Source organism: Pseudomonas saxonica, from assembly GCF_007858365.1.
Taxonomy (GTDB): Bacteria; Pseudomonadota; Gammaproteobacteria; order Pseudomonadales; family Pseudomonadaceae; genus Aquipseudomonas; species Aquipseudomonas saxonica.
On the sequence record NZ_VFIO01000004.1, the window covers coordinates 251,761 to 273,498 of the forward strand.

Genomic DNA, 21,738 nt, shown 5'->3' on the forward strand with positions numbered 1-21,738 from the left:
CACTCGATAATTCGAGTTGATTGAAGTGATAGACAACGAACGAGCGAGGTGTTGGCGTGAACATTAATGCAACCCTGATTGGCCAGTCCGTTGCGTTCTTCATCTTTGTACTGTTTTGCATGAAGTTCGTGTGGCCTCCGGTCATCGCGGCATTGCAAGAACGTCAGAAGAAGATTGCGGCTGGATTGGACGCTGCTAACCGAGCAGCTCGCGACCTGGAGTTGGCCCAAGATAAAGCGGGTCAGCAACTGCGCGAAGCTAAGGCTCAAGCAGCTGAAATCATTGAGCAAGCCAAGAAACGCGGTACTCAGATCGTAGACGAAGCCCGTGAACAGGCTCGCGTTGAAGCTGACCGTGTGAAGGCTCAGGCTCAGGCCGAGATCGAACAGGAACTGAACAGCGTTAAAGACGCCCTGCGCGCCCAATTGGGTGGCCTGGCTGTTGAAGGTGCTGAGAAGATCCTGGGTGCCACAATCGATCAAAACGCGCACGCGGAGCTGGTTAATAAACTGGCTGCTGAAATTTAAGCGAGGGCGATCATGGCAGAATTGACCACGTTGGCCCGACCTTACGCTAAGGCAGCCTTCGAGCACGCCCAGGCCCACCAGCAACTGGCCTCTTGGTCAGCCATGCTCGGCCTGGCTGCAGCAGTGTCGCAAGACGACACTATGCAGCGCGTGCTCAAGGCCCCGCGACTGACGAGCGCAGAAAAGGCCGCCACGTTTATTGACGTGTGCGGCGACAAGTTCAATGTAGAAGTACAGAACTTCATTAACGTCGTTGCCGAAAACGACCGTCTCCCGCTTTTGCCGGAGATTGCCGCTCTGTTTGACCTGTACAAGGCTGAACAAGAGAAGTCGGTAGACGTAGAAGTGACCAGTGCTTTTGCATTGAACCAAGAACAGCAAGACAAACTCGCCAAGGTTCTCAGTGCACGACTCAACCGGGAAGTGCGCCTGCAAGTTGCGGAGGATGCCAGCCTTATAGGTGGTGTCATCATCCGCGCCGGCGACCTGGTTATCGATGGCTCGGTTCGCGGAAAACTCGCAAACCTTGCCGAAGCATTGAAATCTTGAGTTTGAAGGGGCAGCAGAGCAATGCAGCAACTCAATCCTTCCGAAATAAGTGAAATTATCAAGGGCCGCATCGAAAAACTCGATGTGACCTCCCAAGCCCGTAACGAAGGCACTGTCGTCAGCGTATCTGACGGCATTGTGCGGATTCACGGTCTGGCCGACGTAATGTACGGCGAGATGATCGAGTTTCCAGGCAGCGTCTTCGGTATGGCTCTCAACCTGGAGCAAGACTCTGTAGGTGCCGTTGTATTGGGCGCGTACACGACTCTGGCTGAAGGCATGAGCGCCAAGTGCACTGGCCGCATCCTGGAAGTTCCGGTTGGTAAGGAACTGCTGGGTCGCGTTGTCGACGCACTGGGTAACCCAGTTGACGGCAAAGGTCCGCTGAACAACACCGAGACTGATGCAGTCGAGAAAGTTGCTCCAGGCGTGATCTGGCGTAAGTCGGTAGACCAGCCTGTACAGACTGGCTACAAGGCTGTCGATGCCATGATTCCTGTCGGCCGTGGCCAGCGTGAGCTGATCATCGGTGACCGTCAGATCGGTAAAACCGCTCTGGCGATCGACGCGATCATCAACCAGAAGAACAGCGGCATTTTCTGTGTATACGTAGCGATCGGTCAGAAGCAATCGACTATCGCCAACGTGGTTCGCAAGCTGGAAGAAAACGGCGCGTTGGCTAACACCATCGTCGTTGCTGCCAGTGCTTCCGAATCCGCAGCGCTGCAGTTCCTGGCACCGTACTCCGGTTGCACCATGGGCGAATACTTCCGCGACCGCGGTGAAGACGCGCTGATCGTTTATGACGATCTGTCCAAGCAAGCAGTGGCTTACCGCCAGATTTCCCTGCTGCTGCGCCGTCCACCAGGCCGTGAAGCTTACCCAGGCGACGTGTTCTATCTCCACTCCCGTCTGCTGGAGCGCGCATCCCGCGTTTCCGAAGAGTACGTAGAGAAGTTCACCAACGGCGCAGTGACCGGCAAAACCGGTTCCCTGACCGCACTGCCGATCATCGAAACTCAAGCTGGCGACGTTTCCGCGTTCGTTCCGACCAACGTGATTTCCATCACTGACGGTCAGATCTTCCTGGAATCGGCCATGTTCAACTCCGGGATCCGTCCTGCAGTGAACGCCGGTGTTTCGGTATCCCGTGTGGGTGGTGCCGCTCAGACCAAGATCATCAAGAAGCTGTCTGGTGGTATCCGTACCGCTCTGGCTCAGTACCGTGAACTGGCGGCATTCGCCCAGTTCGCTTCTGACCTGGACGAAGCGACCCGTAAGCAACTTGAGCATGGTCAGCGCGTTACCGAGCTGATGAAGCAGAAGCAATACGCACCAATGTCGATCGCTGACATGGCGCTGTCGCTGTATGCCGCTGAGCGTGGGTTCCTGACTGACGTCGAAATCACCAAGGTCGGTAGCTTTGAACAAGCGCTGATTGCTTACTTCAACCGCGATCACGCCGAGCTTATGGCGAAGATCAACGTTAAAGGTGACTTCAATGACGACATCGATTCTGGCATCAAAGCCGGTATCGAGAAGTTCAAGGCCACCCAAACCTGGTAAGCCGCAGCGGGAGTCGCAAGGCTCCCGCTTGCTAACCTGATAGGTGTTACATGGCAGGCGCAAAAGAGATTCGCAGTAAGATTGCGAGCATCAAAAGCACGCAAAAAATTACCAGCGCCATGGAAAAAGTGGCGGTCAGCAAAATGCGCAAGGCACAAATGCGCATGGCTGCTAGCCGTCCTTATGCGGAGCGCATCCGCCAGGTTATTGGGCATTTGGCCAACGCCAACCCGGAATACCGCCACCCCTTCATGATTGATCGCGCTGTAAAGCGTGCCGGTTATGTGGTTGTGAGCAGTGACCGTGGTTTGTGCGGTGGTTTGAATACCAACCTGTTCAAGGCTTTGGTCAAGGACATGGCGGTAAACCGCGAAAACGGCGTCGAGATTGATCTGTGCGTGGTCGGCAGCAAAGGTGCGGCTTTTTTCCGTAACTTCGGCGGTAACGTCGTCGCTGCAATCAGCCATCTGGGTGAAGAACCGTCGATCAATGATTTGATCGGCAGCGTTAAGGTGATGCTGGATGCATACTTGGAAGGCCGTATTGATCGCCTGTCCGTGGTATCCAACAAGTTCATCAACACCATGACGCAACAGCCGACTGTGGAGCAGTTGATTCCACTGGTGGCGACCCCGGATCAAGAACTCAAGCACCACTGGGACTACCTCTACGAACCAGATGCCAAAGAGCTGCTAGACGGCTTGATGGTGCGTTACGTGGAGTCGCAGGTGTACCAGGCGGTGGTCGAGAACAGTGCAGCTGAACAAGCTGCGCGGATGATCGCAATGAAGAACGCCACTGATAACGCCGGTGATTTGATCAGCGATTTGCAGCTGATCTACAACAAGGCGCGTCAGGCTGCGATCACCCAAGAGATCTCGGAAATCGTCGGCGGCGCTGCCGCGGTTTAACGGTTCAAATATTCAGAGGATCCAGCTATGAGTAGCGGACGTATCGTTCAAATCATCGGCGCCGTGATCGACGTGGAATTTCCACGCGAAAACGTACCGAGCATCTACAACGCGCTGAAAGTACAAAGCGCGGCCGGAACCACTCTGGAAGTTCAGCAGCAGCTGGGCGACGGCGTGGTTCGTACCATTGCGATGGGTTCCACCGAGGGCTTGAAGCGCGGTCTGGAAGTCACCGACACTGGCGCAGCCATCTCCGTACCAGTAGGTAAAGCTACCCTGGGCCGGATCATGGACGTTCTGGGCAATCCGATCGACGAAGCTGGCCCGATTGAAACCGAAGAGCGTTGGGGCATTCACCGCCCTGCACCGTCCTTCGCTGAACAAGCGGGCGGCAACGACCTTCTGGAAACTGGTATCAAGGTTATCGACCTGATCTGCCCGTTTGCAAAAGGCGGCAAGGTTGGTCTGTTCGGTGGTGCCGGTGTAGGCAAAACCGTAAACATGATGGAACTGATCCGTAACATCGCCATGGAACACAGCGGTTACTCTGTGTTTGCTGGTGTGGGCGAGCGTACCCGTGAGGGTAACGACTTCTACCACGAGATGAAGGATTCCAGCGTACTGGATAAAGTGGCACTGGTTTACGGTCAGATGAACGAGCCGCCGGGTAACCGTCTGCGCGTAGCACTGACTGGCCTGACCATGGCCGAGAAATTCCGTGACGAAGGTAACGACGTACTGTTGTTCGTTGACAACATCTACCGTTACACCTTGGCCGGTACTGAAGTATCCGCACTGCTGGGCCGTATGCCTTCTGCAGTAGGTTACCAGCCGACTCTGGCTGAAGAGATGGGTACTCTGCAAGAGCGCATCACTTCGACCAAAAACGGTTCGATCACTTCGATCCAAGCGGTATACGTACCTGCGGATGACTTGACTGACCCGTCGCCTGCGACCACGTTTGCCCACTTGGACGCTACTGTCGTTCTGTCCCGTGACATCGCTTCCCTGGGTATCTACCCAGCAGTAGATCCACTGGATTCGACTTCGCGCCAGCTGGATCCGAACGTTATCGGCCAGGAACACTACGACACCGCTCGCGGCGTTCAGTACGTGTTGCAGCGTTACAAAGAACTGAAGGACATCATTGCGATCCTGGGTATGGACGAGCTGTCGGAAACCGACAAGCAGTTGGTATCCCGCGCTCGTAAGATCCAGCGTTTCTTGTCTCAGCCGTTCTTCGTGGCTGAAGTCTTCACTGGCGCTTCGGGTAAATACGTTTCCCTGAAAGACACCATTGCAGGCTTCAAAGGCATCCTCAACGGTGACTACGACCACCTGCCAGAACAAGCGTTCTACATGGTCGGCGGCATCGAAGAAGCGATCGAGAAAGCCAAGAAACTGTAATTCGAGCGCCCGGCAACGGGCGCTAATCAGGTTGAGGCAATCAGATGGCTAATATGATGACAGTCCATTGCGATATCGTCAGCGCGGAAGGAGAAATCTTCTCCGGTCTGGTTGAGATGGTGATTGCACACGGCAGCCTGGGCGATCTTGGTATCGCTCTGGGTCACGCTCCGCTGATCACTGAACTCAAGCCAGGTCCGATTCGCCTGATCAAACAGGGTGGGGAAGACGAGGTGTTTTACATCTCGGGTGGTTACCTCGAGGTTCAGCCGAACATGGTCAAGGTTCTTGCCGACACCGTGCAACGCGCCGCCGACCTGGATGAAGCCTCCGCTCAAGAAGCCGTTAAGGCTGCTGAGAAGGCGCTGAATGAAAAAGGCGCAGACTTCGATTACGGAGCTGCTGCTGCACGACTGGCCGAGGCCGCAGCTCAGCTGCGCACCGTCCAGCAGATCCGCAAGAAGTTTGGCGGCTAAGCCTCCTGCTTATTGCGTGATTGATTAAAAAGGGTAGCCTCGGCTACCCTTTTTCTTTTTCCGCGAATTACTTTTGGTCGCAGCCGCTGACCACCCAGGATTGGTAGCCAGTTATGTCTCTCGATATCGTTATTCTCGCAGCAGGCCAAGGCACTCGCATGCGCTCGGCTTTGCCCAAGGTTTTGCACCCCGTAGCCGGTAATTCAATGCTGGGGCATGTTATCCACAGCGCCCGGCAGCTTAATCCAACCGGTATCCACGTGGTGATCGGTCATGGCGCAGAGTTGGTTCGTGAGCGTTTGGCGGCTGATGACCTTAATTTTGTGCTGCAAGACAAGCAGTTGGGTACCGGCCATGCCGTGGCTCAGGCGCTGCCATTTTTGACAGCAGAGAATGTGCTGATCCTTTACGGTGATGTTCCGCTGATTGAAGTGGAAACCTTGCAACGCCTGCTCAAGCAAGTGGGGCCTCAGCAGTTGGGGTTATTGACCGTCAATCTGGCCGACCCTACCGGTTATGGCCGAATCGTTCGGGATGAGCAAAACACGGTATGCGCCATCGTTGAGCATAAAGATGCCACGGATGCGCAGCGTGCCATCAAGGAAGGCAACACAGGCATTCTTGCTTTGCCGACTCAGCGTCTGGCTGACTGGATGAGCCGCCTGTCGAACAACAATGCTCAAGGCGAGTACTACCTGACTGACGTGATTGCCATGGCGGTTAACGATGGTTTGGTCGTGGCGACTGAGCTTGCTCTTGATCCGATGGAAGTGCAGGGCGCCAATGACCGCAAACAATTGAGTGAATTGGAGCGGCATTACCAACTGCGCGAAGGCCGTCGGCTAATGGCCTTGGGTGTCACCCTGCGTGACCCGGCCCGGTTTGACGTGCGCGGCGAGGTGACGGTAGGCCGTGATGTGCTTATCGACATCAATGTGATCCTCGAAGGTCGCGTGGTCATTGAAGACAACGTTGTGATTGGCCCGAACTGCGTGATCAAAGACAGCACGCTGCGTAAAGGGGTTGTGGTCAAAGCCAACAGCCACCTGGATGGCGCCGTGATGGGCGAGGGCAGTGATGCAGGTCCATTTGCCCGGCTCCGTCCAGGCAGCGTGCTTGATGCTCGCGCCCATGTGGGTAACTTCGTCGAATTGAAAAATGCCCATCTGGGTGAAGATGCCAAGTGTGGCCATCTCACCTATCTGGGGGATGCCGAAGTCGGACCACGCACCAATATTGGAGCGGGCACTATCACCTGTAACTACGATGGCGCCAATAAGTGGAAAACCGTGTTGGGGGCTGATGTATTTATTGGCTCCAATAACTCTTTGGTTGCACCTGTGGATATCTCAAGCGGTGCAACCACCGCTGCCGGTTCGACGATTAGCCAGAATGTTGAGCCAGCGCAATTGGCGGTCGGTCGTGCACGCCAACGTAATATCGACGGATGGAAGCGACCGGTTAAACAGCCAAAGCCTTGATTTCTAGGGGCTGGGCGGCTTGCAAAAGAGTTATCCACAAGCGAATTAGCCCGGCCCTGCTTAAATCAAGTCATCGTATAACTGTTTAAAATCAATAAGTTATCTTAAGCCTTATCCACCACCTGTGGATAAGGCTTATTTTTTTGGTTACCTTTTAGCGATCAAACCCCTGTGTATGCAGAGTAAAGCAGAGTTATTCACAGAAAATATCGGCAACAATTTGTTGACGAGCATTTCGAGATAGGGTTTCATTGCTTTCGTTATCTTTCGAACCGAAACTTAATTTCGCTATGTCCAAACGTAATACGCCACAGCGCAGACACAACATATTGTCCTTACTCGCTGAGCAAGGTGAAGTGAGTGTGGATGAACTGGCCAAGCGTTTCGAAACCTCTGAGGTTACGATTCGCAAGGACTTGGCTGCGCTCGAAAGTAACGGCCTTCTTCTTCGTCGCTATGGTGGCGCCATCACCATGCCCCAAGAGTTAGTCAGTGAATCGCCGCAGCCCATCTCTCTTTATAAGCAGGCCATTGCCCGAGCTGCGGTTGGCCTGATTAAAGAGCATGCGCGCATCATCATTGACAGCGGCAGCACCACCGCATCGATGATTCCACAACTGGGCCTACAACCGGGCTTGGTGGTGATGACTAATTCTTTGCACGTCGCTAACGCCCTGAGCGAACTGGAACATGAGCCGGTGTTGCTAATGACCGGCGGTACCTGGGATCCCCACTCTGAGTCTTTTCAGGGGCAGGTCGCTGAACAGGTGTTGCGCTCTTACGATTTCGATCAACTGTTTATCGGTGCGGACGGTATTGACCTGCAACGTGGCACGACAACCTTTAATGAGTTGTTGGGCCTCAGCCGGGTCATGGCTGACGTCGCGCGCGAAGTGATCGTGATGGTCGAGTCAGACAAAATTGGTCGAAAAATACCCAATCTGGAACTGCCCTGGAGCAGCGTCCACACCCTTATTACCGATGATCGCTTGCCCCTTGAGGCTCGCGAACAAATTCAGGCCCGGGGCATAACGCTGTTATGCGCCGAGCTTAACTAGGAGAACCTTATGTGTGGAATCGTTGGCGCAGTCGCTGAACGTAATATCACGGCCATTCTGCTGGAAGGCCTGAAACGTCTTGAATACCGCGGTTATGACAGCGCCGGTGTTGCTGTATTTACCAACAACGGCACGCTTGAGCGTTTACGCCGAAACGGCAAAGTGGCCGAACTTGAACAAGCGTTGGCTGGCGAACCGTTGGTTGGCCGTTTGGGAATTGCCCACACTCGCTGGGCTACCCACGGTGCTCCGTGCGAGCGAAATGCCCACCCACACTTTTCGGGTTCCGATCTGGCTGTAGTCCACAACGGCATTATCGAAAACCACGAGGCCTTGCGCGAGCGGCTAAAAGGTTTGGGTTATGTGTTTACTTCAGACACTGATACCGAAGTCATTGCGCACTTGCTGGACCACAAGCTCAAAGAGCAAAGCGATCTGGCCGCTGCGTTGAAATCGACGGTTAAAGAATTGCACGGAGCTTACGGTCTGGCTGTGATCAGTGCCAAGCAACCTGACCGTCTGGTGGCTGCACGCAGTGGTAGCCCGCTGGTGATAGGACTGGGATTGGGCGAGAACTTCCTGGCCTCCGATCAATTAGCCCTGCGACAGGTTACTGACCGCTTCATGTATCTGGAAGAGGGCGATATTGCCGAAATTCGCCGTGACAGTGTTCACATCTGGGATGTGAACGGGCAGACCGTCGAGCGCGAAACCGTGCAATACCGTGATGGTGCCGAAGCTGCCGATAAAGGTGAATACCGTCACTACATGCTCAAAGAAATTCATGAGCAGCCTGCGGTGGTTCAACGCACGTTGGAAAACCGTCTGGGTCACGACCATGTACTGGTACAGGCTTTCGGTCCACAAGCCGCTGAATTATTCGCCAAAGTTCGCAACGTACAAATCGTAGCCTGCGGTACCAGCTACCACGCAGGTATGGTTGCGCGGTATTGGCTCGAAAGTCTGGCAGGTATTCCGTGCCAGGTTGAAGTGGCCAGTGAGTTCCGCTACCGAAAAGTGGTGGTACAGCCAGACACGCTGTTCGTAACAATCTCTCAATCGGGTGAAACCGCAGACACCCTGGCTGCACTGCGTAATGCCAAAGAACTGGGCTTCCTCGGCAGCCTGGCGATTTGCAACGTGGGCATCAGCTCATTGGTTCGTGAGTCTGATCTGACGCTGTTGACACAAGCCGGCCGTGAAATTGGCGTTGCATCGACCAAAGCGTTCACCACTCAGCTGGTTGGCTTGTTACTGCTGACACTGTCTCTTGGCCAAGTTCGCGGCACGCTGGAAGCGGGTGTTGAAGCGCAACTCGTTGAAGAATTGCGCCGCTTGCCCACGCGTCTGGGTGAAGCGTTAGCGATGGATACCACCATCGAGAAAGTCGCTGAATTGTTTGCTGATAAACATCACACACTGTTCTTGGGTCGCGGGGCTCAGTTCCCGGTGGCGATGGAAGGCGCGCTCAAGCTCAAAGAAATTTCGTACATCCACGCTGAAGCATATCCGGCAGGCGAGTTGAAGCACGGCCCTCTGGCGCTTGTGGATAACGACATGCCAGTGGTGACGGTGGCGCCGAACAATGAATTGTTGGAAAAATTAAAATCCAACCTCCAAGAAGTTCGTGCTCGTGGTGGTGAGTTGGTGGTGTTCGCTGATGAACAAGCGAATATGAGCGATGGCGAAGGCACTCATGTCATCAATATGCCGCACATCCACGATGTGCTAGCGCCAATCCTCTACACCATCCCGTTACAACTGCTGTCTTACTACGTTGCTGTGCTTAAAGGTACAGACGTCGACCAGCCTCGCAACTTGGCTAAGTCGGTGACGGTGGAATAAACCATCAGCAACAATAAGCTGCAACCGCCCTTGACTCTACCACTAGGGGCGGACTGTACCCTGAAAGCTCAAATTTTCTGGATGCAGTGATGATGAGCAAGCGAGTACTCATGATTCTGGATCACCCCTCAACCGATAGTTTCTGTGGTGCCTTGGCCGGCGCCTATGTCGAGGCGGCAAAAAACGCCGGCCATGATGTGCGACTGCTACGACTGTATTGGTTGCAGTTCGACCCTGTATTGCACGATGGGTACAATCAGGTTCAACTGCTGGAGCCTGATCTGGTGTAGGCCCAGACCTATATAACCTGGGCTGAGCACCTCGCGTTCGTCTATCCGATCTAGTGGGGTGGCATTCCGGCCTTGATGAAGGGATTTTTCGACCGAATATTCCTGCCTGGTTTCGCCTCCAAATACCGTGAAGGCAAAGCCTTTCCCGATAAGCTCCTGAAGGGCAAAACCGCGCACTTACTGGTGACCATGGATACGCCATCGTGGTACTACAAATGGGTGTGCCGGATGCCTGGTTTGCAGCGTCGTCGTTTACCGGCGATGCTGGCTTCGCCCCAGTTGTGTGCCCCCCGCCAAAAAACTGGAGCTGATGGCCCAGATCGAGGGATTGAAGAAGGTATACGCCGGGCTGGAGGAGTTCGAAACGAGCCTCAAGGACGCCCAGCATCAATGCCAGTTTGAACACCTGCCCAAAATCGTTTGAGCGACCCTGTTGCATGACCTGACAGATCGTTAGGCGCTGCCCGTGTACACCGGCATTAAAGGGTTACTTATTCATTCAGGCCGGCGTAGTCCGTATAAACCCCTAGCTCAAGGCTCTATCGTTCTTTGATCGATCGGGCTGTCCTGTTCAAAATAGGCAATCCCGGAGTCTTCAATATTGATCATAAAGGCGAACATCGTCATCAGAGCCAATAGTGGCAAGCAATTCTGCGCATAAACACCCGCAGCGATTTCATCAGCAGATGAAGTTATGGTAATGGCACGATGGAAAAGTTAATACGCAGCACGACTAAATGCGCAAACATAGCAAGAGTAATGACTCTGCTTTGAATGAAAATTCACGTAATCAAACTGAAAAGTGGTGCCCAAGATTTTCAGAGTAATGTGTGCAATTTATACGTACATAGTTCTGAAAATCACGTGTCACTGAGAACGCGGACCCCGGTATCAACAATATATTCTGTTTCTCAAGTTTATCTATTAAAGGCTGCAAACAAGGAAGTTCAGGATGATATGCCCAAATGAACATACCACCCTGTGGAATGATATCAAACCGCCAACCCCGCTCAATCAGTGATTGCTGTGTCTGAACTTGTTGTTTAATCAAGCGCTGCTGAACATTTTTCATGTGCCGTGCATACGTGCCATCCGCAAGAATAGTGTTAACGAAGCGTTCGCAAAATGCTGGTACGGCTACACAAGTTAACATTTTTAGGCGGGTCAGTGGTTCTATCAGCTCTTGCGAGCAGGCAATGTAGCCTACCCGCAACGATGCAGATAAACATTTGGAAAAGCTGCCGATATAAATGACTCTCTCGATATTGTCCAGCTCAGCGAATGTTTGGCGAACGGTGGGGCTGAAATCACCGTAAACGTCGTCTTCTACTACGAAAAAGTCGTGCTCCAATGCTAAACGTAGAACCTTGAATGCGTTATGCGGGCTGATATTGCCGCCCGTTGGGTTATGAAAGGTGCTGTTGCAGAAAAAGGCTTTAACGCTGTGCCGAGCTAGATGGCTTTCCATTTCATTAATATCCGGCCCATCTTGAGTGCGACGTATGCCTATAACATTCCCTCCTGCTAATTGGATCAACCGAATCAAATTGCCATTACCGGGCTCGTCCACAAATACATGATCCCCTGGTTTGATCAGTAATCGAGCTACTAAATCCAAAGCCTGTGTCGCACCTATGGTAGTCAGTAGCTGATTAGGGTGAAGGTCAACACGGGTCAAGCGCTTCATGTGTACGCACAGTTGTTTGCGCATGGGGAGATAGCCCGATATGTCGCCATATTCAGCTAATGAGCTTTGCTCCAACCGCGCTGTACGCCGAATGGCTTTGGCCAGCAATTGCGTATCTCGCCATGTAGGCGGAAGCCAGCCGCAACCCAGCTTGGTGTATTGCGGACCTCCTTGTAGGAGCCTAAATAATGGATCCCCCTTCATACATTCGGGTTCACGGCTGTTAGCGGATTTTCCTACCCTGCTGGTAACAAAATAGCCTCTACCGGGAGAGGCAGACAATATCCCTTCACTCACCAGGCGCGTATAGGCAGAAACTATCGTGTGGTATGTGAACGTAGCCTGTGAAGCTAGTTTTCTGATCGACGGCATGCGTTGTCCAGCGGGCCATTCACCTTAATTAATGCGCTGTATAAGTGTGTGATATAGGGCATCTTTACTCATGATGGCTCTAACCAACTGATAGGAAATGCAGCCTAACAGTTAATCGAAAAGCGTGTCGACTGTGTGCAAATGGGCGCCACGTTAATGCGAGGATGTAGTCACTAACACGCACGTTGGTAGAAGGGATGTCTACGCTAGCCCTCAGAAATCAGAAAACTTGATATTGAGTACCTGACGTTTATGGATATACATTTTGCAACAACTTCAAAATTTCTTGAAGCATCTGATCAAGAGCCATTTAAGCTGGTACATAATCTCATCATTGCGGCCTTACTCGAATGCAGCTCGATTGAAGAATTCAGTCATATTAAAAAAACATCAATGCTTGAAAATGTTACTCAACAAGTGTACGAAGATTTATTGGCATTTTCGCGCAAGGATCCTGCCGCTTACTTTGACCCAATATTCATCGCGAAAACCTACACTTCCTTCGCGGCAATCATGCACTATCGTTTAGCCAACTGGATTTATATTCATTCAAGAAATACTCACCCATCGTTTGAACAATGTCTCGCGGCTATTATTTCTAGGCGTGGAAAACTTCTATCTGGCGCGGAAATTAACTTTCGTAGCACCATTGGCGCCCGATTTATAATTGATCATGGCGTAGGTACGGTGATTGGCGAAACGGCAATCATTGGTGATGATTGCTACCTACTCGGAGGGGTGACGTTAGGCGCTCGGGGTATCAGTAGTAATCCTTCTGTTCTACGTCATCCAAAAGTTGGAAACCGTGTTCAGATCGGTGCATTTGCGAGCGTGTTAGGGGCCGTTAATATTGGCGATGATGTACTAATCGGGCCTGGTTGTATCGTTACTCACGATATTCCTTCTGGTGCTCGGGTACAGGTTAAGTCCGCCTTGCAGGTGGTGTTGAGAACATGAATATTCCAACTGACGGCATTTTACGCAATACCAAAAAAATATATTACAACGATCAGTATTTAATGTCAGCGCATACGAAAGTAGCCCGTGTGCATTCAGAGGCCATTGAGTTAACCAGTACGGTTGCTTACCCTGAAGGAGGAGGACAGGAGGCTGATAGGGGAACAATTGAATTACCCACAGGTGTAGTGCGGTTTATCTGGGTCAAAAAACTCTACGGGACACCTATAAGGCTAGATGGATTCAAAGGGGGTACATTGGGTGGCGTCATTCTGCATGTTATTCATCCAGATGATTTGCACCGGCTCGATCAAATAATGGAAGGTATGAATGCCCAAGTAACTATTGATATCGTACGTCGTGAAAGGTTGACCTTATCACACACCGCCAGTCATTTCTTATATGCAGCTGCCATCAGTCTGCGCGAAGAGCTTAAACAATGGACACTTGGCTGCCACATTAAAGAGGCGTCTTCACGTTTTGATTTTTTTGTCGAAGATTCAATTAGGTCTGATGAGGTTATCGAAATAGAGCGAAGAGCCAATACGTTGATTGATTGCAATGATGTCATTAGGCACTGCGCGGTTGAAGGGGTCGAGGATGCGCGTATGTGGACATACCAGGGAATCAATATTCCCTGTGGTGGAACTCACTTGGAGTCTCCTCTCTTAATTGGCCACTTGAATGTTCGAAGAAAACGCTTGGGCAAAGGCAAAGAGCGGCTAATCTGCGAATTTCCAAACGCAGAGATAGATGTGTCCCGCTACCATAAGCGTGAACTACCATGAGTAAACTTCCTCGACGAACATACCTTTATTTTGCAGCGCAATCGATTAACTTAACAACCGCAGTAATGTCAGTCACGATGTCAGCTATAGTGGGCTCCGCATTGGCGCCCACAGCAATTTTGTCTACAGTACCATATGGTTTCCAATTTCTTTTCGTCATGTTGGCCACGTATCCCGCTTCCAAGTTAATGAGCAAAATCGGCAGAAAAAAATCGTTTATTCTCGGATCGCTACCACTTGCGCTCTCTGGCTGTATAGGTTTTTTCGCAGTCGAGAATCAAAACTTTTTAATGTTGGTTATCAGTCACTCTGCACTTGGCTTGTATATTTCATTTGCGAACTTTAATCGGTTTGCCGCCACTGACAATGTTGATCAAACATTAAAAGCTAAAGCCATCTCGTTGGTGGTGGCCGGTGGCGTCATAGCCGCCGCGGTTGGGCCCACACTTACAGAAATTCTCAGAGATCTAGGCGGCTTTGCCCTTTTTTCACTGTGCTATGCCTCATTTATTGGATTGGCTGCTCTGTCATTACTGATAGCCATTTGTCTGCCGAAGGACCTTGTTGTTACTAAAGAAGAACAAAATAAAAAAATAGCTTCGGGCCAAGGTAAAGACTTATATACCACACCTATTGTAATTGCCATGGCGGTAGCTGCACTGGGTTATGGCATCATGAACCTGCTGATGATCCAAGCTTCGATGCACATGAAACACACGCATGAAAGCTTCTCTGACGTCCGTCTCGCGATTCAATGGCATGTGTTTGCCATGTTTGCTCCGTCTTTCTTTACCGGTAATATCATTCAAAAAATTGGCATAAAAAATACAATCTGCACAGGGCTTTTTATTTTGCTGGGGTGCACTGTCCTAAATACAGGGGCAAGTAACTATGCTGTTTTGTCGTTATCTCTGATCCTTCTGGGGCTAGGCTGGAACCTCACTTATGTTGGGGGAGGTGCCTTGCTTTCTCAATCCCTTCAAGACCATCCTTTTGCTATTCAGATGCAAGGGAAAAATGATTTGGCAATTGCTATATTGGCAACAATCGGAGCTTTTACACCCGCTCTATTACTGAGCACGGTTGGTTGGGGAGGCACTAATATAATTTGCATGGTTTTATGCGCGCTACTGCTAGTGATTATTTATATTAAATTAAATAAAGGAACACATGCTCTTTGCTCCATAGAGCGGGGCAGGAAATGAATAAAATTATTAAAGTATGTGATCGGTTATTCACCAAGTTGGAAATGAATAACACTGGTGGTAGTCACAAATACCGTGCTGCTTGTTTGATTATCGAAGATGCACTCAATAAAGGTAACATTGTTCCAGGTGTAACTACAGTTATTGAAAAAACAGGTGGTAACTTTGGATTTGGTTTAATAGCTGCCTGTTATCGGCATGGAATTCCAGTAGAGTTGGTTGTTGGTTTAGGCTTTAGTCCGGCTAAAAGGGACCTTCTTGAAAGCGTTGGTGCTCAACTCGTCGGTAAAGATCTTTTGCTGTTAGGCGCTTCTCCAAAAGACGTAGTTAATATCTACTTGGAAAACCAAGACCAGTTGGGTAAGTCTTACTATTATACCGACCAGTTTAGTAATCGTATTGCTATCGATGCTTATCGTTATCAGACAGCCCCTGAGCTAGCTTCCCAACTTATAGAAGAGGGCGTCGGTCATAAATTACTGTTTGTTGGATGTGCGGGTACTGGGGCGAGCTTTACGGGTGTCACTTCAGGACTCAAAGATCATGGCTTCGATGTATCGACTGTTCTGGTCGATCCTTTTGGATGTGATTCTAAAAAAGGTATTTTTTCAGATCATCGCCTAGAGGGTATGGCAGTGGGAGTTTCACCGCCATTTTTGGATGGGTCATTAGTTGATAGGCAAAGCCAGGTGGAGCATACAGAAATGCTGGCTGCACAAGCCTGGTTTTATAGACTAACCGGTCTAGATATTGGTTACACCTCTGCTGCATGCATATCAGTTGCTCAACGCTTGGTCAGTCTTCCGGAGTATGCAGACACCACGTGCATAACAATTGCTTATGACGCAGGGGTTTGGTATCAGAATTAACGAAAATTCAGTCACGTGGCCAGTCTGTGACTAGACGCTCAATCAAAGAAGAATAGATAAATCCTTTTCACAATAACTATCATTCTTCAGGCTGTTATCAACACTCCGATTGCCAGTCGATGATAGCCCGGTTAATGACCTGCCTAGGCCCCTGCTTTAATGGCTCTTGATAGCCCAGCCCATTCGTTTCCGTATCGGTGAAAAAAATGTGTCTGTATCCCCCTTGGTCGGGAGCCTTTAGTGCTGGGCTGGAGTTTTATCAAGATCACAACACACTCAACCCGCGCCGGGAGTCTTTTGGTTTTTAGGGACTAAAAGACATATTCGTCTACGCTACCTATTTTAGGGTGAAGCGACTGACTGACTGACTGATAGGTAGGCTCAATTCAGTAATTCGCCTGTGTCTTGTTTCTTTACTGAGGCGTTTGTATGTTCAAAAAAAATTTTAAGCAGGCACGTACCCGAGCCGTTTTTTTAACCACTTGTCTTGCCGCTTCAGTGGTAAACGCCGCTACTGACACGACGTATCCAGATGCTGCTGCCAGCAACCCTGCAACAATGGGCTGGATGGTCGGTTCGCCTCCGCCGCCGGACCGGATCATTCGCTTTGCCGATGGCAGTTATTTCAAGTTCCCGGCCATGCGTTGGAGCGTCTCAAATTTCCGTCAATTAATGCCCACCACCAATGTTTCACGAGGTTTGAATGCCCCGGTTCCGTTAGCCCAGGCGTTACGTACCGATATCGACAAATTGACGTTTACGCCTTTAGGTAGCAAGCAACCCATGACATGGGAGCAATCGCTTGCGGCCAACTACACCGATGGCATCGTGGTGTTGCATCGCGGGAAAATTGTTTACGAACGTTATTTCGGTGTACTCAACCCGCAAGGTCAACACGCGGCAATGTCGATGACCAAATCAGTTGTGGGCACAATGGGTGCCATGCTGGTAGCCGATGGCACCCTGGATGCCAATAAGCATATTGCTGACTACGTGCCTGAGTTGGCCAAGTCGGCATTTGGTAATGCGACTCTGCGCCAAGTGTTGGACATGACCACGGGACTTGATTACAGCGAAGATTATGCCGACCCGGATGCTGAAGTCTGGAAGCACTCGATGGCGGGCAACCCGCTGCCAAAACCCAAGGGTTACACCGGCCCACAAACCTACATGGAGTATTTGCAAACCGTCCAACCTCTGGGTGAGCACGGGAAAGCATTTGCTTATAAAACGGTTAACACCGATGTACTGGGTTGGGTGATTGCCCGAGTGACTGGACGGAATGTCGCTCAGTTGTTATCAGAAAAAATCTGGCAGCGCCTGGGGGCTGAGCAGTCCGCCTATTTCACCGTCGACTCGATTGGCACGCCTTTCGCGGGAGGGGGTTTGAATACCGGGCTGCGCGATATGGCACGGTTTGGTGAAATGATCCGCAATGAGGGTCAGTATTTGGGGCAGCAAATTGTGCCCAAGTCAGTCATTGATGATATTCGTGCCGGAGGGGATAAAGCAGCTTTCGCCAAAGCTGGCTATGACTTGCTCAAGGGTGGCAGCTATCGAGATATGTGGTGGGTCACTCATAATCCAGACGGTGCTTTTATGGCTCGCGGCGTTTACGGGCAACGCACGTACATCGACCCCAAGGCCGAGATGGTCATCGTGCGTTATGCCTCCAATCCTGTTGCCAGTAACGCGGCAAACGACCCGGTCACCATTCCGGCCTTTGAGGCGGTGGCACAGCTGCTGATGAAGCATCCAGACTAAACGCGAGCTCTAACTTACGGCTTTAGGCTTACATGACACTGACAGTTACAGTTCTTCGTCTACCCTATAGTTTCAACGCCTGAATGAAGGAGGACTTACTGATGCTCGCGCAACTGCCACCAGCCTTACAGAAACTTCAGCTTCCATTACGCCTAAAGCTTTGGGACGGACTCGAGTTTAATCTCGGTCCTTCACCCAGTGTCACCATTGTGGTCAAGGATCCACAAATCGTGTCTGAGTTTACGCACCCCAGTCTTGACCTTTTGGGCACTGCGTTTGTTGAAGGGCGACTCGAACTCGAGGGCTCCATTAGCGAAGTGATTCGAGTCTGCGATGAACTGAGCCAAGCGTTAGTGGAAGACGAAGGCCAGGCGCCGGTACGCACCGTCCATGACAAGGCCATGGATGCGGCGTCCATTTCTTATCATTACGACCTGTCCAACGAGTTTTACCAGTTATGGCTCGATCGAGACATGGCCTATTCCTGCGGTTATTTTGAAACGGCCGAAGAAAGCCTTGATGAGGCACAGCAGGCAAAATTCCGTATTTTGTGCCGCAAGCTTCGCCTAAAACCCGGTGAGTACTTATTGGATGTGGGCTGCGGCTGGGGTGGTCTGGCACGGTTTGCAGCGCGTGAATTTGGGGTCAAGGTGTTTGGTATTACCTTGAGCAAAGAACAATTGGCTTTGGGGCGCGAGCGCGTTAAAGCCGATGGTCTGCAGGACAAGGTTGATCTGCAACTGCTTGATTACCGTGATCTGCCCCAGGATGGCCGATTCGACAAAATTGTTAGCGTAGGTATGTTTGAGCATGTGGGGCACGCTAACCTGCGCGAGTACTGTGAAATTCTGTCCAAGGCAGTACGTGAAGGTGGTTTGGTGATGAACCATGGTATTACCGCCAAGCACACGGACGGTCGTCCTGTGGGCCGTGGGGCAGGGGATTTCATCGATCGCTATGTATTCCCCAACGGCGAGTTGCCGCATCTGTCCATGATGACGGCCGAGATCAGTGAGGCCGGGCTGGAAGTGGTCGATGTCGAAAGTTTGCGCCGGCATTATGCGCGCACGCTGGAGCACTGGAGTCAGCGCCTGGAAAACAATCTTGAGGCCGCGGCCAAGTTAGTCCCCGAGAAAACCTTGCGGATTTGGCGGTTGTACTTGGCCGGCTGTGCGTACGCTTTTGCCCACGGCTGGATTAACATCGATCAAATTTTGGCGACTAAACCCTACGCAGATGGGTCACTTGAGTTGCCACTGACACGAGATGATATTTATCGCTGAGGCTGAAATTGCCACGTGATAGGGACCGGATTCTCGACCGGGTTGGTTTCCTGGATGAAGGTTCCGTATTGCAACGGGATGTTCTGATCCACTTGAGCAAGGGCTTTCTGTTTGAATGTCAGAGAGCCTTTTGTAAAGGTCAGATCGTGTCGGGCAACATTCCCGCCCCAATCGGGTGAGGGCAGTGAGATGTAGCTGACGCTATATTGAGCATCGGTAAAATCCCCCTCGACCACATAGACGCCGTAGTGGTTTTCACCTGGAGAAATGATTTTGTATAGGCCGTTGTCGTAGTAATACAACACGGCCTCTTCAAATGGTTTCTCGCTGTACATCTTTTTATAGTGAAGTCGATGGATGTAGGTGGGCTTTCCAACTTCTACGGCAATCGTGGGTTGGGTCGCTACCACCGCGGGTTGGGCGTGGGCGAGTGAGGTCACGCTGAATAACAATCCCATCAACGATAATTTCATCTTTTGTCCCTATGCACATAATGAGCGGCCGGTTTGGCCGGGCCGCTCAGCTTAGGTAATGAAGATGAAAACGTCTGGGCTGTACTCAGCTTTCAGCCATGACCTACTCAAAACACTGATTTTGCCTACGCAGTCTATAAGACTGGCGAGACCAAACGTGCCACGCGCATCGCCAATTGTTGTAAGCGGTGGGTCGCTTTTATATCCGCTTCGGTTATCTCTTTAGCCAGCGCAAAATCATCGAGCAGCATGTGTTCAACTTCTGTGGCGAACGCATCGTCTACGGTGAGTAGCATCACTTCAAAGTTAAGGCGGAACGAGCGGTTGTCCATATTGGCACTGCCAATGGCGCTGATTTCGTTATCGATTAACACCACCTTCTGATGCACAAACCCGGGCTGGTATCGAAAGATTTTTACACCCGCGCGCACGGCTTCAAAGGCATACAAGCTTGACGCTGCGTAGACAATTTTGTGATCCGGTCGAGACGGTATCAAAATGCGCACATCTACCCCGCGTAACACGGCCAGCCTCAAGGCAGAGAACACCGCCTCATCAGGTACGAAGTAAGGGGTTGTAATCCACACCCGTTCGTTAGCCGCGTGAATGGCTTCAACAAAAAATAGGGAGCACGTTTCATAAGGATCGGCAGGACCGCTGGCTAGAAATTGGCACAGTACGCCGCCTTCCGGATAGCTTTGTGGAAGGATCAGTGGTGGTAATTTCCGAGCTGCCCAAAACCAGTCCTCAGCAAATGATTCCTGCAAACAGGCCACCACCGGCCCACTGACTTCAACATGGGTATCTCGCCAAGGGGACAGCGGCGGCTTGGCCCCCAAGTACTCATCCCCTACGTTATGGCCACCTACAAACCCTTTGGTGCCATCGACCACAACGACTTTACGGTGATTGCGAAAGTTGACCTGGAATCGGCTGATCCATCCGCCGCGGGTGGCAAATGCCTGAGCCTGTACACCGCCTGCGCGAAGTGTCTCGGCATAAGCATTGGGTAAGGAGTGGCTTCCAATGCTGTCATAGAGCAGGTGGACAGCGACGCCTTGTGCGGCTTTTTCCAGTAGCAGGGCATGTAACTTCATGCCTAGTTCGTCATCGTGGATGATAAAAAACTGAACCAGCACCACTTCTTTAGCTTCGCGAATGGCGCCGAAAATAGCGTCAAACGTTGCCGTGCCATTAATCAGCAAGCGCACTGAGTTGTTTGCCAGGCAGGGCATACGTCCCAATCTTGGCATCGCCCTGAGAGATGTATAGGCAGCAGACTTTCGGGCGGCCAGGGCTTCTTCAACCCAGGGCCTCCAGTTCAGATCAATGATCGCTTCACGCATTTCCTGATTGGCATCGCGACGAGCGCGAATGTAATCGTCGAATGTGCTGCGGCCAAAAATCAGATAGGGGATCAAGGTGAAGTAGGGAATGAAGAAAAGAGACATTGCCCAAGCTATTGAGCCCTGCGCCGTTCTGACGGTGAGTATTGCATGCACAGCAGCAATTAAGCCTAGGCTGTGGACCAATAAAATTAGGTATCCGAAAAAGTGCGGGCCTAGATAATCCATGCGTATCCTTGCTCCTCAAAGTTCAATGCTTAGTACAACAGACCATGTTCTGCTATGAATGTCCTAATACTTTACGGCTGCAACCTCGGCCAATTTTCAGCGTCTAATACGGATAATCCCGTAGGAGTGACTCGATGAATGTTCGTCTGCTTGGACTAATTTTGGCCGGTGGTATTTCTCTCCCAATGGCTGCTCAGGCCCAGATGCTACAACCCGGTCTCTGGGAAGTGACCTCCAGTAACATGCAAGTAGATGGCCAGCAGTTGCCTGATTTGCAGCTAATGCTTGGCCAGTTACAGAGCATGATGACGCCTGAGCAAAAAGCGCAGTTGGAGAACCAGGGTCTGACTATGGGGGGCAAAGGCGTTCGAGTATGTCTAACGCCTGAGCAGGTTCAGACCAACGATATTCCGTTGACTGACCCCAAGTCCGGTTGTACTCAGCAGATTACTGAGCGTAGTGGAAATCAGTGGAAGTTTCGCTTTAGTTGCCCAAAAGCTCAGGGGGCAGGCGTTGCAACTTTTGCCGGCGATCGTGAGTTCACCACGCAGGTGAGTGGTACGTTCAATGCGACTGGTATTCAGCAAAAAGGCAGTATGGATACGCGCGCAGTTTGGCTAGGACAAAACTGTGGAGCTGTTAAACCACGCGCCTGA

The 21,738-nt window shown here is 51.3% G+C and carries 19 protein-coding genes and 2 pseudogenes; 18 read left to right on the forward strand and 3 right to left on the reverse strand.

The window, feature by feature from the left end:
• Positions 1-56: 56 nt before the first annotated feature.
• The 11 genes and pseudogenes from FJD38_RS13510 to FJD38_RS24755 all read left to right on the forward strand — a co-directional run bounded on the left by FJD38_RS13510 (position 57) and on the right by FJD38_RS24755 (position 10,534).
• Positions 57-527: a F0F1 ATP synthase subunit B gene (locus tag FJD38_RS13510; RefSeq protein ID WP_048373561.1), complete on the forward strand. Its 471-nt coding sequence runs from the start codon at positions 57-59 to the stop codon at positions 525-527.
• Between the two features lie 12 nt (positions 528-539).
• Entirely contained in the window at positions 540-1,076 is a 537-nt protein-coding gene (locus FJD38_RS13515; protein ID WP_122783510.1) for a F0F1 ATP synthase subunit delta, read from the forward strand.
• 21 nt (positions 1,077-1,097) lie between these two features.
• Complete coding sequence (gene atpA / locus FJD38_RS13520; protein ID WP_122783511.1) at positions 1,098-2,642, forward strand: F0F1 ATP synthase subunit alpha; 1,545 nt, start codon at positions 1,098-1,100, stop codon at positions 2,640-2,642.
• A gap of 50 nt (positions 2,643-2,692) precedes the next feature.
• A complete protein-coding gene (atpG, locus tag FJD38_RS13525; RefSeq protein WP_122783512.1) occupies positions 2,693-3,553 on the forward strand; it encodes a F0F1 ATP synthase subunit gamma in 861 nt (286 codons plus the stop codon).
• Positions 3,554-3,580: 27 nt separating this feature from the next.
• Positions 3,581-4,960, forward strand: a complete 1,380-nt coding sequence (atpD, locus tag FJD38_RS13530) for a F0F1 ATP synthase subunit beta (protein ID WP_122783513.1) — start codon at positions 3,581-3,583, stop codon at positions 4,958-4,960.
• A 56-nt stretch (positions 4,961-5,016) separates the two neighbouring features.
• Positions 5,017-5,436 (forward strand): F0F1 ATP synthase subunit epsilon, encoded by a 420-nt coding sequence (locus FJD38_RS13535; protein WP_122783577.1) that lies wholly within the window; start codon positions 5,017-5,019, stop codon positions 5,434-5,436.
• A 113-nt stretch (positions 5,437-5,549) separates the two neighbouring features.
• Positions 5,550-6,917, forward strand: coding sequence for a bifunctional UDP-N-acetylglucosamine diphosphorylase/glucosamine-1-phosphate N-acetyltransferase GlmU (gene glmU / locus FJD38_RS13540; protein ID WP_122783514.1), 1,368 nt, complete (start codon positions 5,550-5,552; stop codon positions 6,915-6,917).
• Between the two features lie 290 nt (positions 6,918-7,207).
• Positions 7,208-7,975, forward strand: coding sequence for a DeoR/GlpR family DNA-binding transcription regulator (locus FJD38_RS13545; protein ID WP_122783515.1), 768 nt, complete (start codon positions 7,208-7,210; stop codon positions 7,973-7,975).
• A gap of 9 nt (positions 7,976-7,984) precedes the next feature.
• Positions 7,985-9,820 (forward strand): glutamine--fructose-6-phosphate transaminase (isomerizing), encoded by a 1,836-nt coding sequence (gene glmS, locus FJD38_RS13550; RefSeq protein ID WP_122783516.1) that lies wholly within the window; start codon positions 7,985-7,987, stop codon positions 9,818-9,820.
• Positions 9,821-9,909: 89 nt separating this feature from the next.
• Positions 9,910-10,362: pseudogene (locus FJD38_RS24655) on the forward strand (NAD(P)H-dependent oxidoreductase); the annotation flags it as partial.
• A 31-nt stretch (positions 10,363-10,393) separates the two neighbouring features.
• A complete protein-coding gene (locus tag FJD38_RS24755; RefSeq protein ID WP_244302728.1) occupies positions 10,394-10,534 on the forward strand; it encodes a hypothetical protein in 141 nt (46 codons plus the stop codon).
• Between the two features lie 366 nt (positions 10,535-10,900).
• On the opposite strand, the pseudogene FJD38_RS13560 reads toward FJD38_RS24755, so the two are convergent.
• A pseudogene (locus FJD38_RS13560) lies at positions 10,901-12,241 on the reverse strand (aminotransferase-like domain-containing protein).
• A 180-nt stretch (positions 12,242-12,421) separates the two neighbouring features.
• On the opposite strand from FJD38_RS13560, the gene FJD38_RS13565 reads away from it, so the two are divergent.
• The 6 genes from FJD38_RS13565 to cfaB all read left to right on the forward strand — a co-directional run bounded on the left by FJD38_RS13565 (position 12,422) and on the right by cfaB (position 19,035).
• A complete protein-coding gene (locus tag FJD38_RS13565; protein WP_146385735.1) occupies positions 12,422-13,126 on the forward strand; it encodes a serine O-acetyltransferase in 705 nt (234 codons plus the stop codon).
• Positions 13,123-13,914, forward strand: a complete 792-nt coding sequence (locus FJD38_RS13570; protein ID WP_146385737.1) for an alanyl-tRNA editing protein — start codon at positions 13,123-13,125, stop codon at positions 13,912-13,914. The genes FJD38_RS13565 and FJD38_RS13570 overlap by 4 nt, the downstream gene beginning before the upstream one ends.
• Positions 13,911-15,119, forward strand: a complete 1,209-nt coding sequence (locus FJD38_RS13575; RefSeq protein WP_146385739.1) for an MFS transporter — start codon at positions 13,911-13,913, stop codon at positions 15,117-15,119. The genes FJD38_RS13570 and FJD38_RS13575 overlap by 4 nt, the downstream gene beginning before the upstream one ends.
• On the forward strand, positions 15,116-15,988 hold the full coding sequence (locus FJD38_RS13580) for a pyridoxal-phosphate dependent enzyme (RefSeq protein ID WP_146385741.1): 873 nt from the start codon (positions 15,116-15,118) through the stop codon (positions 15,986-15,988). The genes FJD38_RS13575 and FJD38_RS13580 overlap by 4 nt, the downstream gene beginning before the upstream one ends.
• Before the next feature lie 429 nt (positions 15,989-16,417).
• Positions 16,418-17,752, forward strand: a complete 1,335-nt coding sequence (locus tag FJD38_RS13585; protein ID WP_146385743.1) for a serine hydrolase domain-containing protein — start codon at positions 16,418-16,420, stop codon at positions 17,750-17,752.
• A gap of 101 nt (positions 17,753-17,853) precedes the next feature.
• Entirely contained in the window at positions 17,854-19,035 is a 1,182-nt protein-coding gene (cfaB, locus tag FJD38_RS13590; RefSeq protein WP_122783518.1) for a C17 cyclopropane fatty acid synthase CfaB, read from the forward strand.
• Here the strand turns inward: cfaB and FJD38_RS13595 are convergent.
• Both FJD38_RS13595 and cls read right to left on the reverse strand, forming a co-directional pair.
• On the reverse strand, positions 19,026-19,508 hold the full coding sequence (locus FJD38_RS13595; RefSeq protein ID WP_208727517.1) for a hypothetical protein: 483 nt from the start codon (positions 19,506-19,508) through the stop codon (positions 19,026-19,028). The two genes, cfaB and FJD38_RS13595, sit on opposite strands and share 10 nt — an antisense overlap.
• 134 nt (positions 19,509-19,642) lie before the next feature.
• Positions 19,643-21,082 (reverse strand): cardiolipin synthase, encoded by a 1,440-nt coding sequence (gene cls / locus FJD38_RS13600; RefSeq protein WP_146385745.1) that lies wholly within the window; start codon positions 21,080-21,082, stop codon positions 19,643-19,645.
• A 134-nt stretch (positions 21,083-21,216) separates the two neighbouring features.
• On the opposite strand from cls, the gene FJD38_RS13605 reads away from it, so the two are divergent.
• Entirely contained in the window at positions 21,217-21,738 is a 522-nt protein-coding gene (locus tag FJD38_RS13605) for a DUF3617 domain-containing protein (RefSeq protein WP_146385747.1), read from the forward strand.

What these genes read in the sequence shown, in the direction of transcription:
- FJD38_RS13515 (WP_122783510.1), top strand. Translation starts at nt 540, where the DNA reads ATGGCAGAATTGACCACGTTGGCCCGACCTTACGCTAAGGCAGCCTTC.
- atpA (WP_122783511.1), top strand. Translation starts at nt 1,098, where the DNA reads ATGCAGCAACTCAATCCTTCCGAAATAAGTGAAATTATCAAGGGCCGC.
- atpG (WP_122783512.1), top strand. Translation starts at nt 2,693, where the DNA reads ATGGCAGGCGCAAAAGAGATTCGCAGTAAGATTGCGAGCATCAAAAGC.
- atpD (WP_122783513.1), top strand. Translation starts at nt 3,581, where the DNA reads ATGAGTAGCGGACGTATCGTTCAAATCATCGGCGCCGTGATCGACGTG.
- FJD38_RS13535 (WP_122783577.1), top strand. Translation starts at nt 5,017, where the DNA reads ATGACAGTCCATTGCGATATCGTCAGCGCGGAAGGAGAAATCTTCTCC.
- glmU (WP_122783514.1), top strand. Translation starts at nt 5,550, where the DNA reads ATGTCTCTCGATATCGTTATTCTCGCAGCAGGCCAAGGCACTCGCATG.
- FJD38_RS13545 (WP_122783515.1), top strand. Translation starts at nt 7,208, where the DNA reads ATGTCCAAACGTAATACGCCACAGCGCAGACACAACATATTGTCCTTA.
- glmS (WP_122783516.1), top strand. Translation starts at nt 7,985, where the DNA reads ATGTGTGGAATCGTTGGCGCAGTCGCTGAACGTAATATCACGGCCATT.
- FJD38_RS13565 (WP_146385735.1), top strand. Translation starts at nt 12,422, where the DNA reads ATGGATATACATTTTGCAACAACTTCAAAATTTCTTGAAGCATCTGAT.
- FJD38_RS13570 (WP_146385737.1), top strand. Translation starts at nt 13,123, where the DNA reads ATGAATATTCCAACTGACGGCATTTTACGCAATACCAAAAAAATATAT.
- FJD38_RS13575 (WP_146385739.1), top strand. Translation starts at nt 13,911, where the DNA reads ATGAGTAAACTTCCTCGACGAACATACCTTTATTTTGCAGCGCAATCG.
- FJD38_RS13580 (WP_146385741.1), top strand. Translation starts at nt 15,116, where the DNA reads ATGAATAAAATTATTAAAGTATGTGATCGGTTATTCACCAAGTTGGAA.
- FJD38_RS13585 (WP_146385743.1), top strand. Translation starts at nt 16,418, where the DNA reads ATGTTCAAAAAAAATTTTAAGCAGGCACGTACCCGAGCCGTTTTTTTA.
- cfaB (WP_122783518.1), top strand. Translation starts at nt 17,854, where the DNA reads ATGCTCGCGCAACTGCCACCAGCCTTACAGAAACTTCAGCTTCCATTA.
- FJD38_RS13595 (WP_208727517.1), bottom strand. Translation starts at nt 19,508, where the DNA reads ATGAAATTATCGTTGATGGGATTGTTATTCAGCGTGACCTCACTCGCC.
- cls (WP_146385745.1), bottom strand. Translation starts at nt 21,082, where the DNA reads ATGGATTATCTAGGCCCGCACTTTTTCGGATACCTAATTTTATTGGTC.
- FJD38_RS13605 (WP_146385747.1), top strand. Translation starts at nt 21,217, where the DNA reads ATGAATGTTCGTCTGCTTGGACTAATTTTGGCCGGTGGTATTTCTCTC.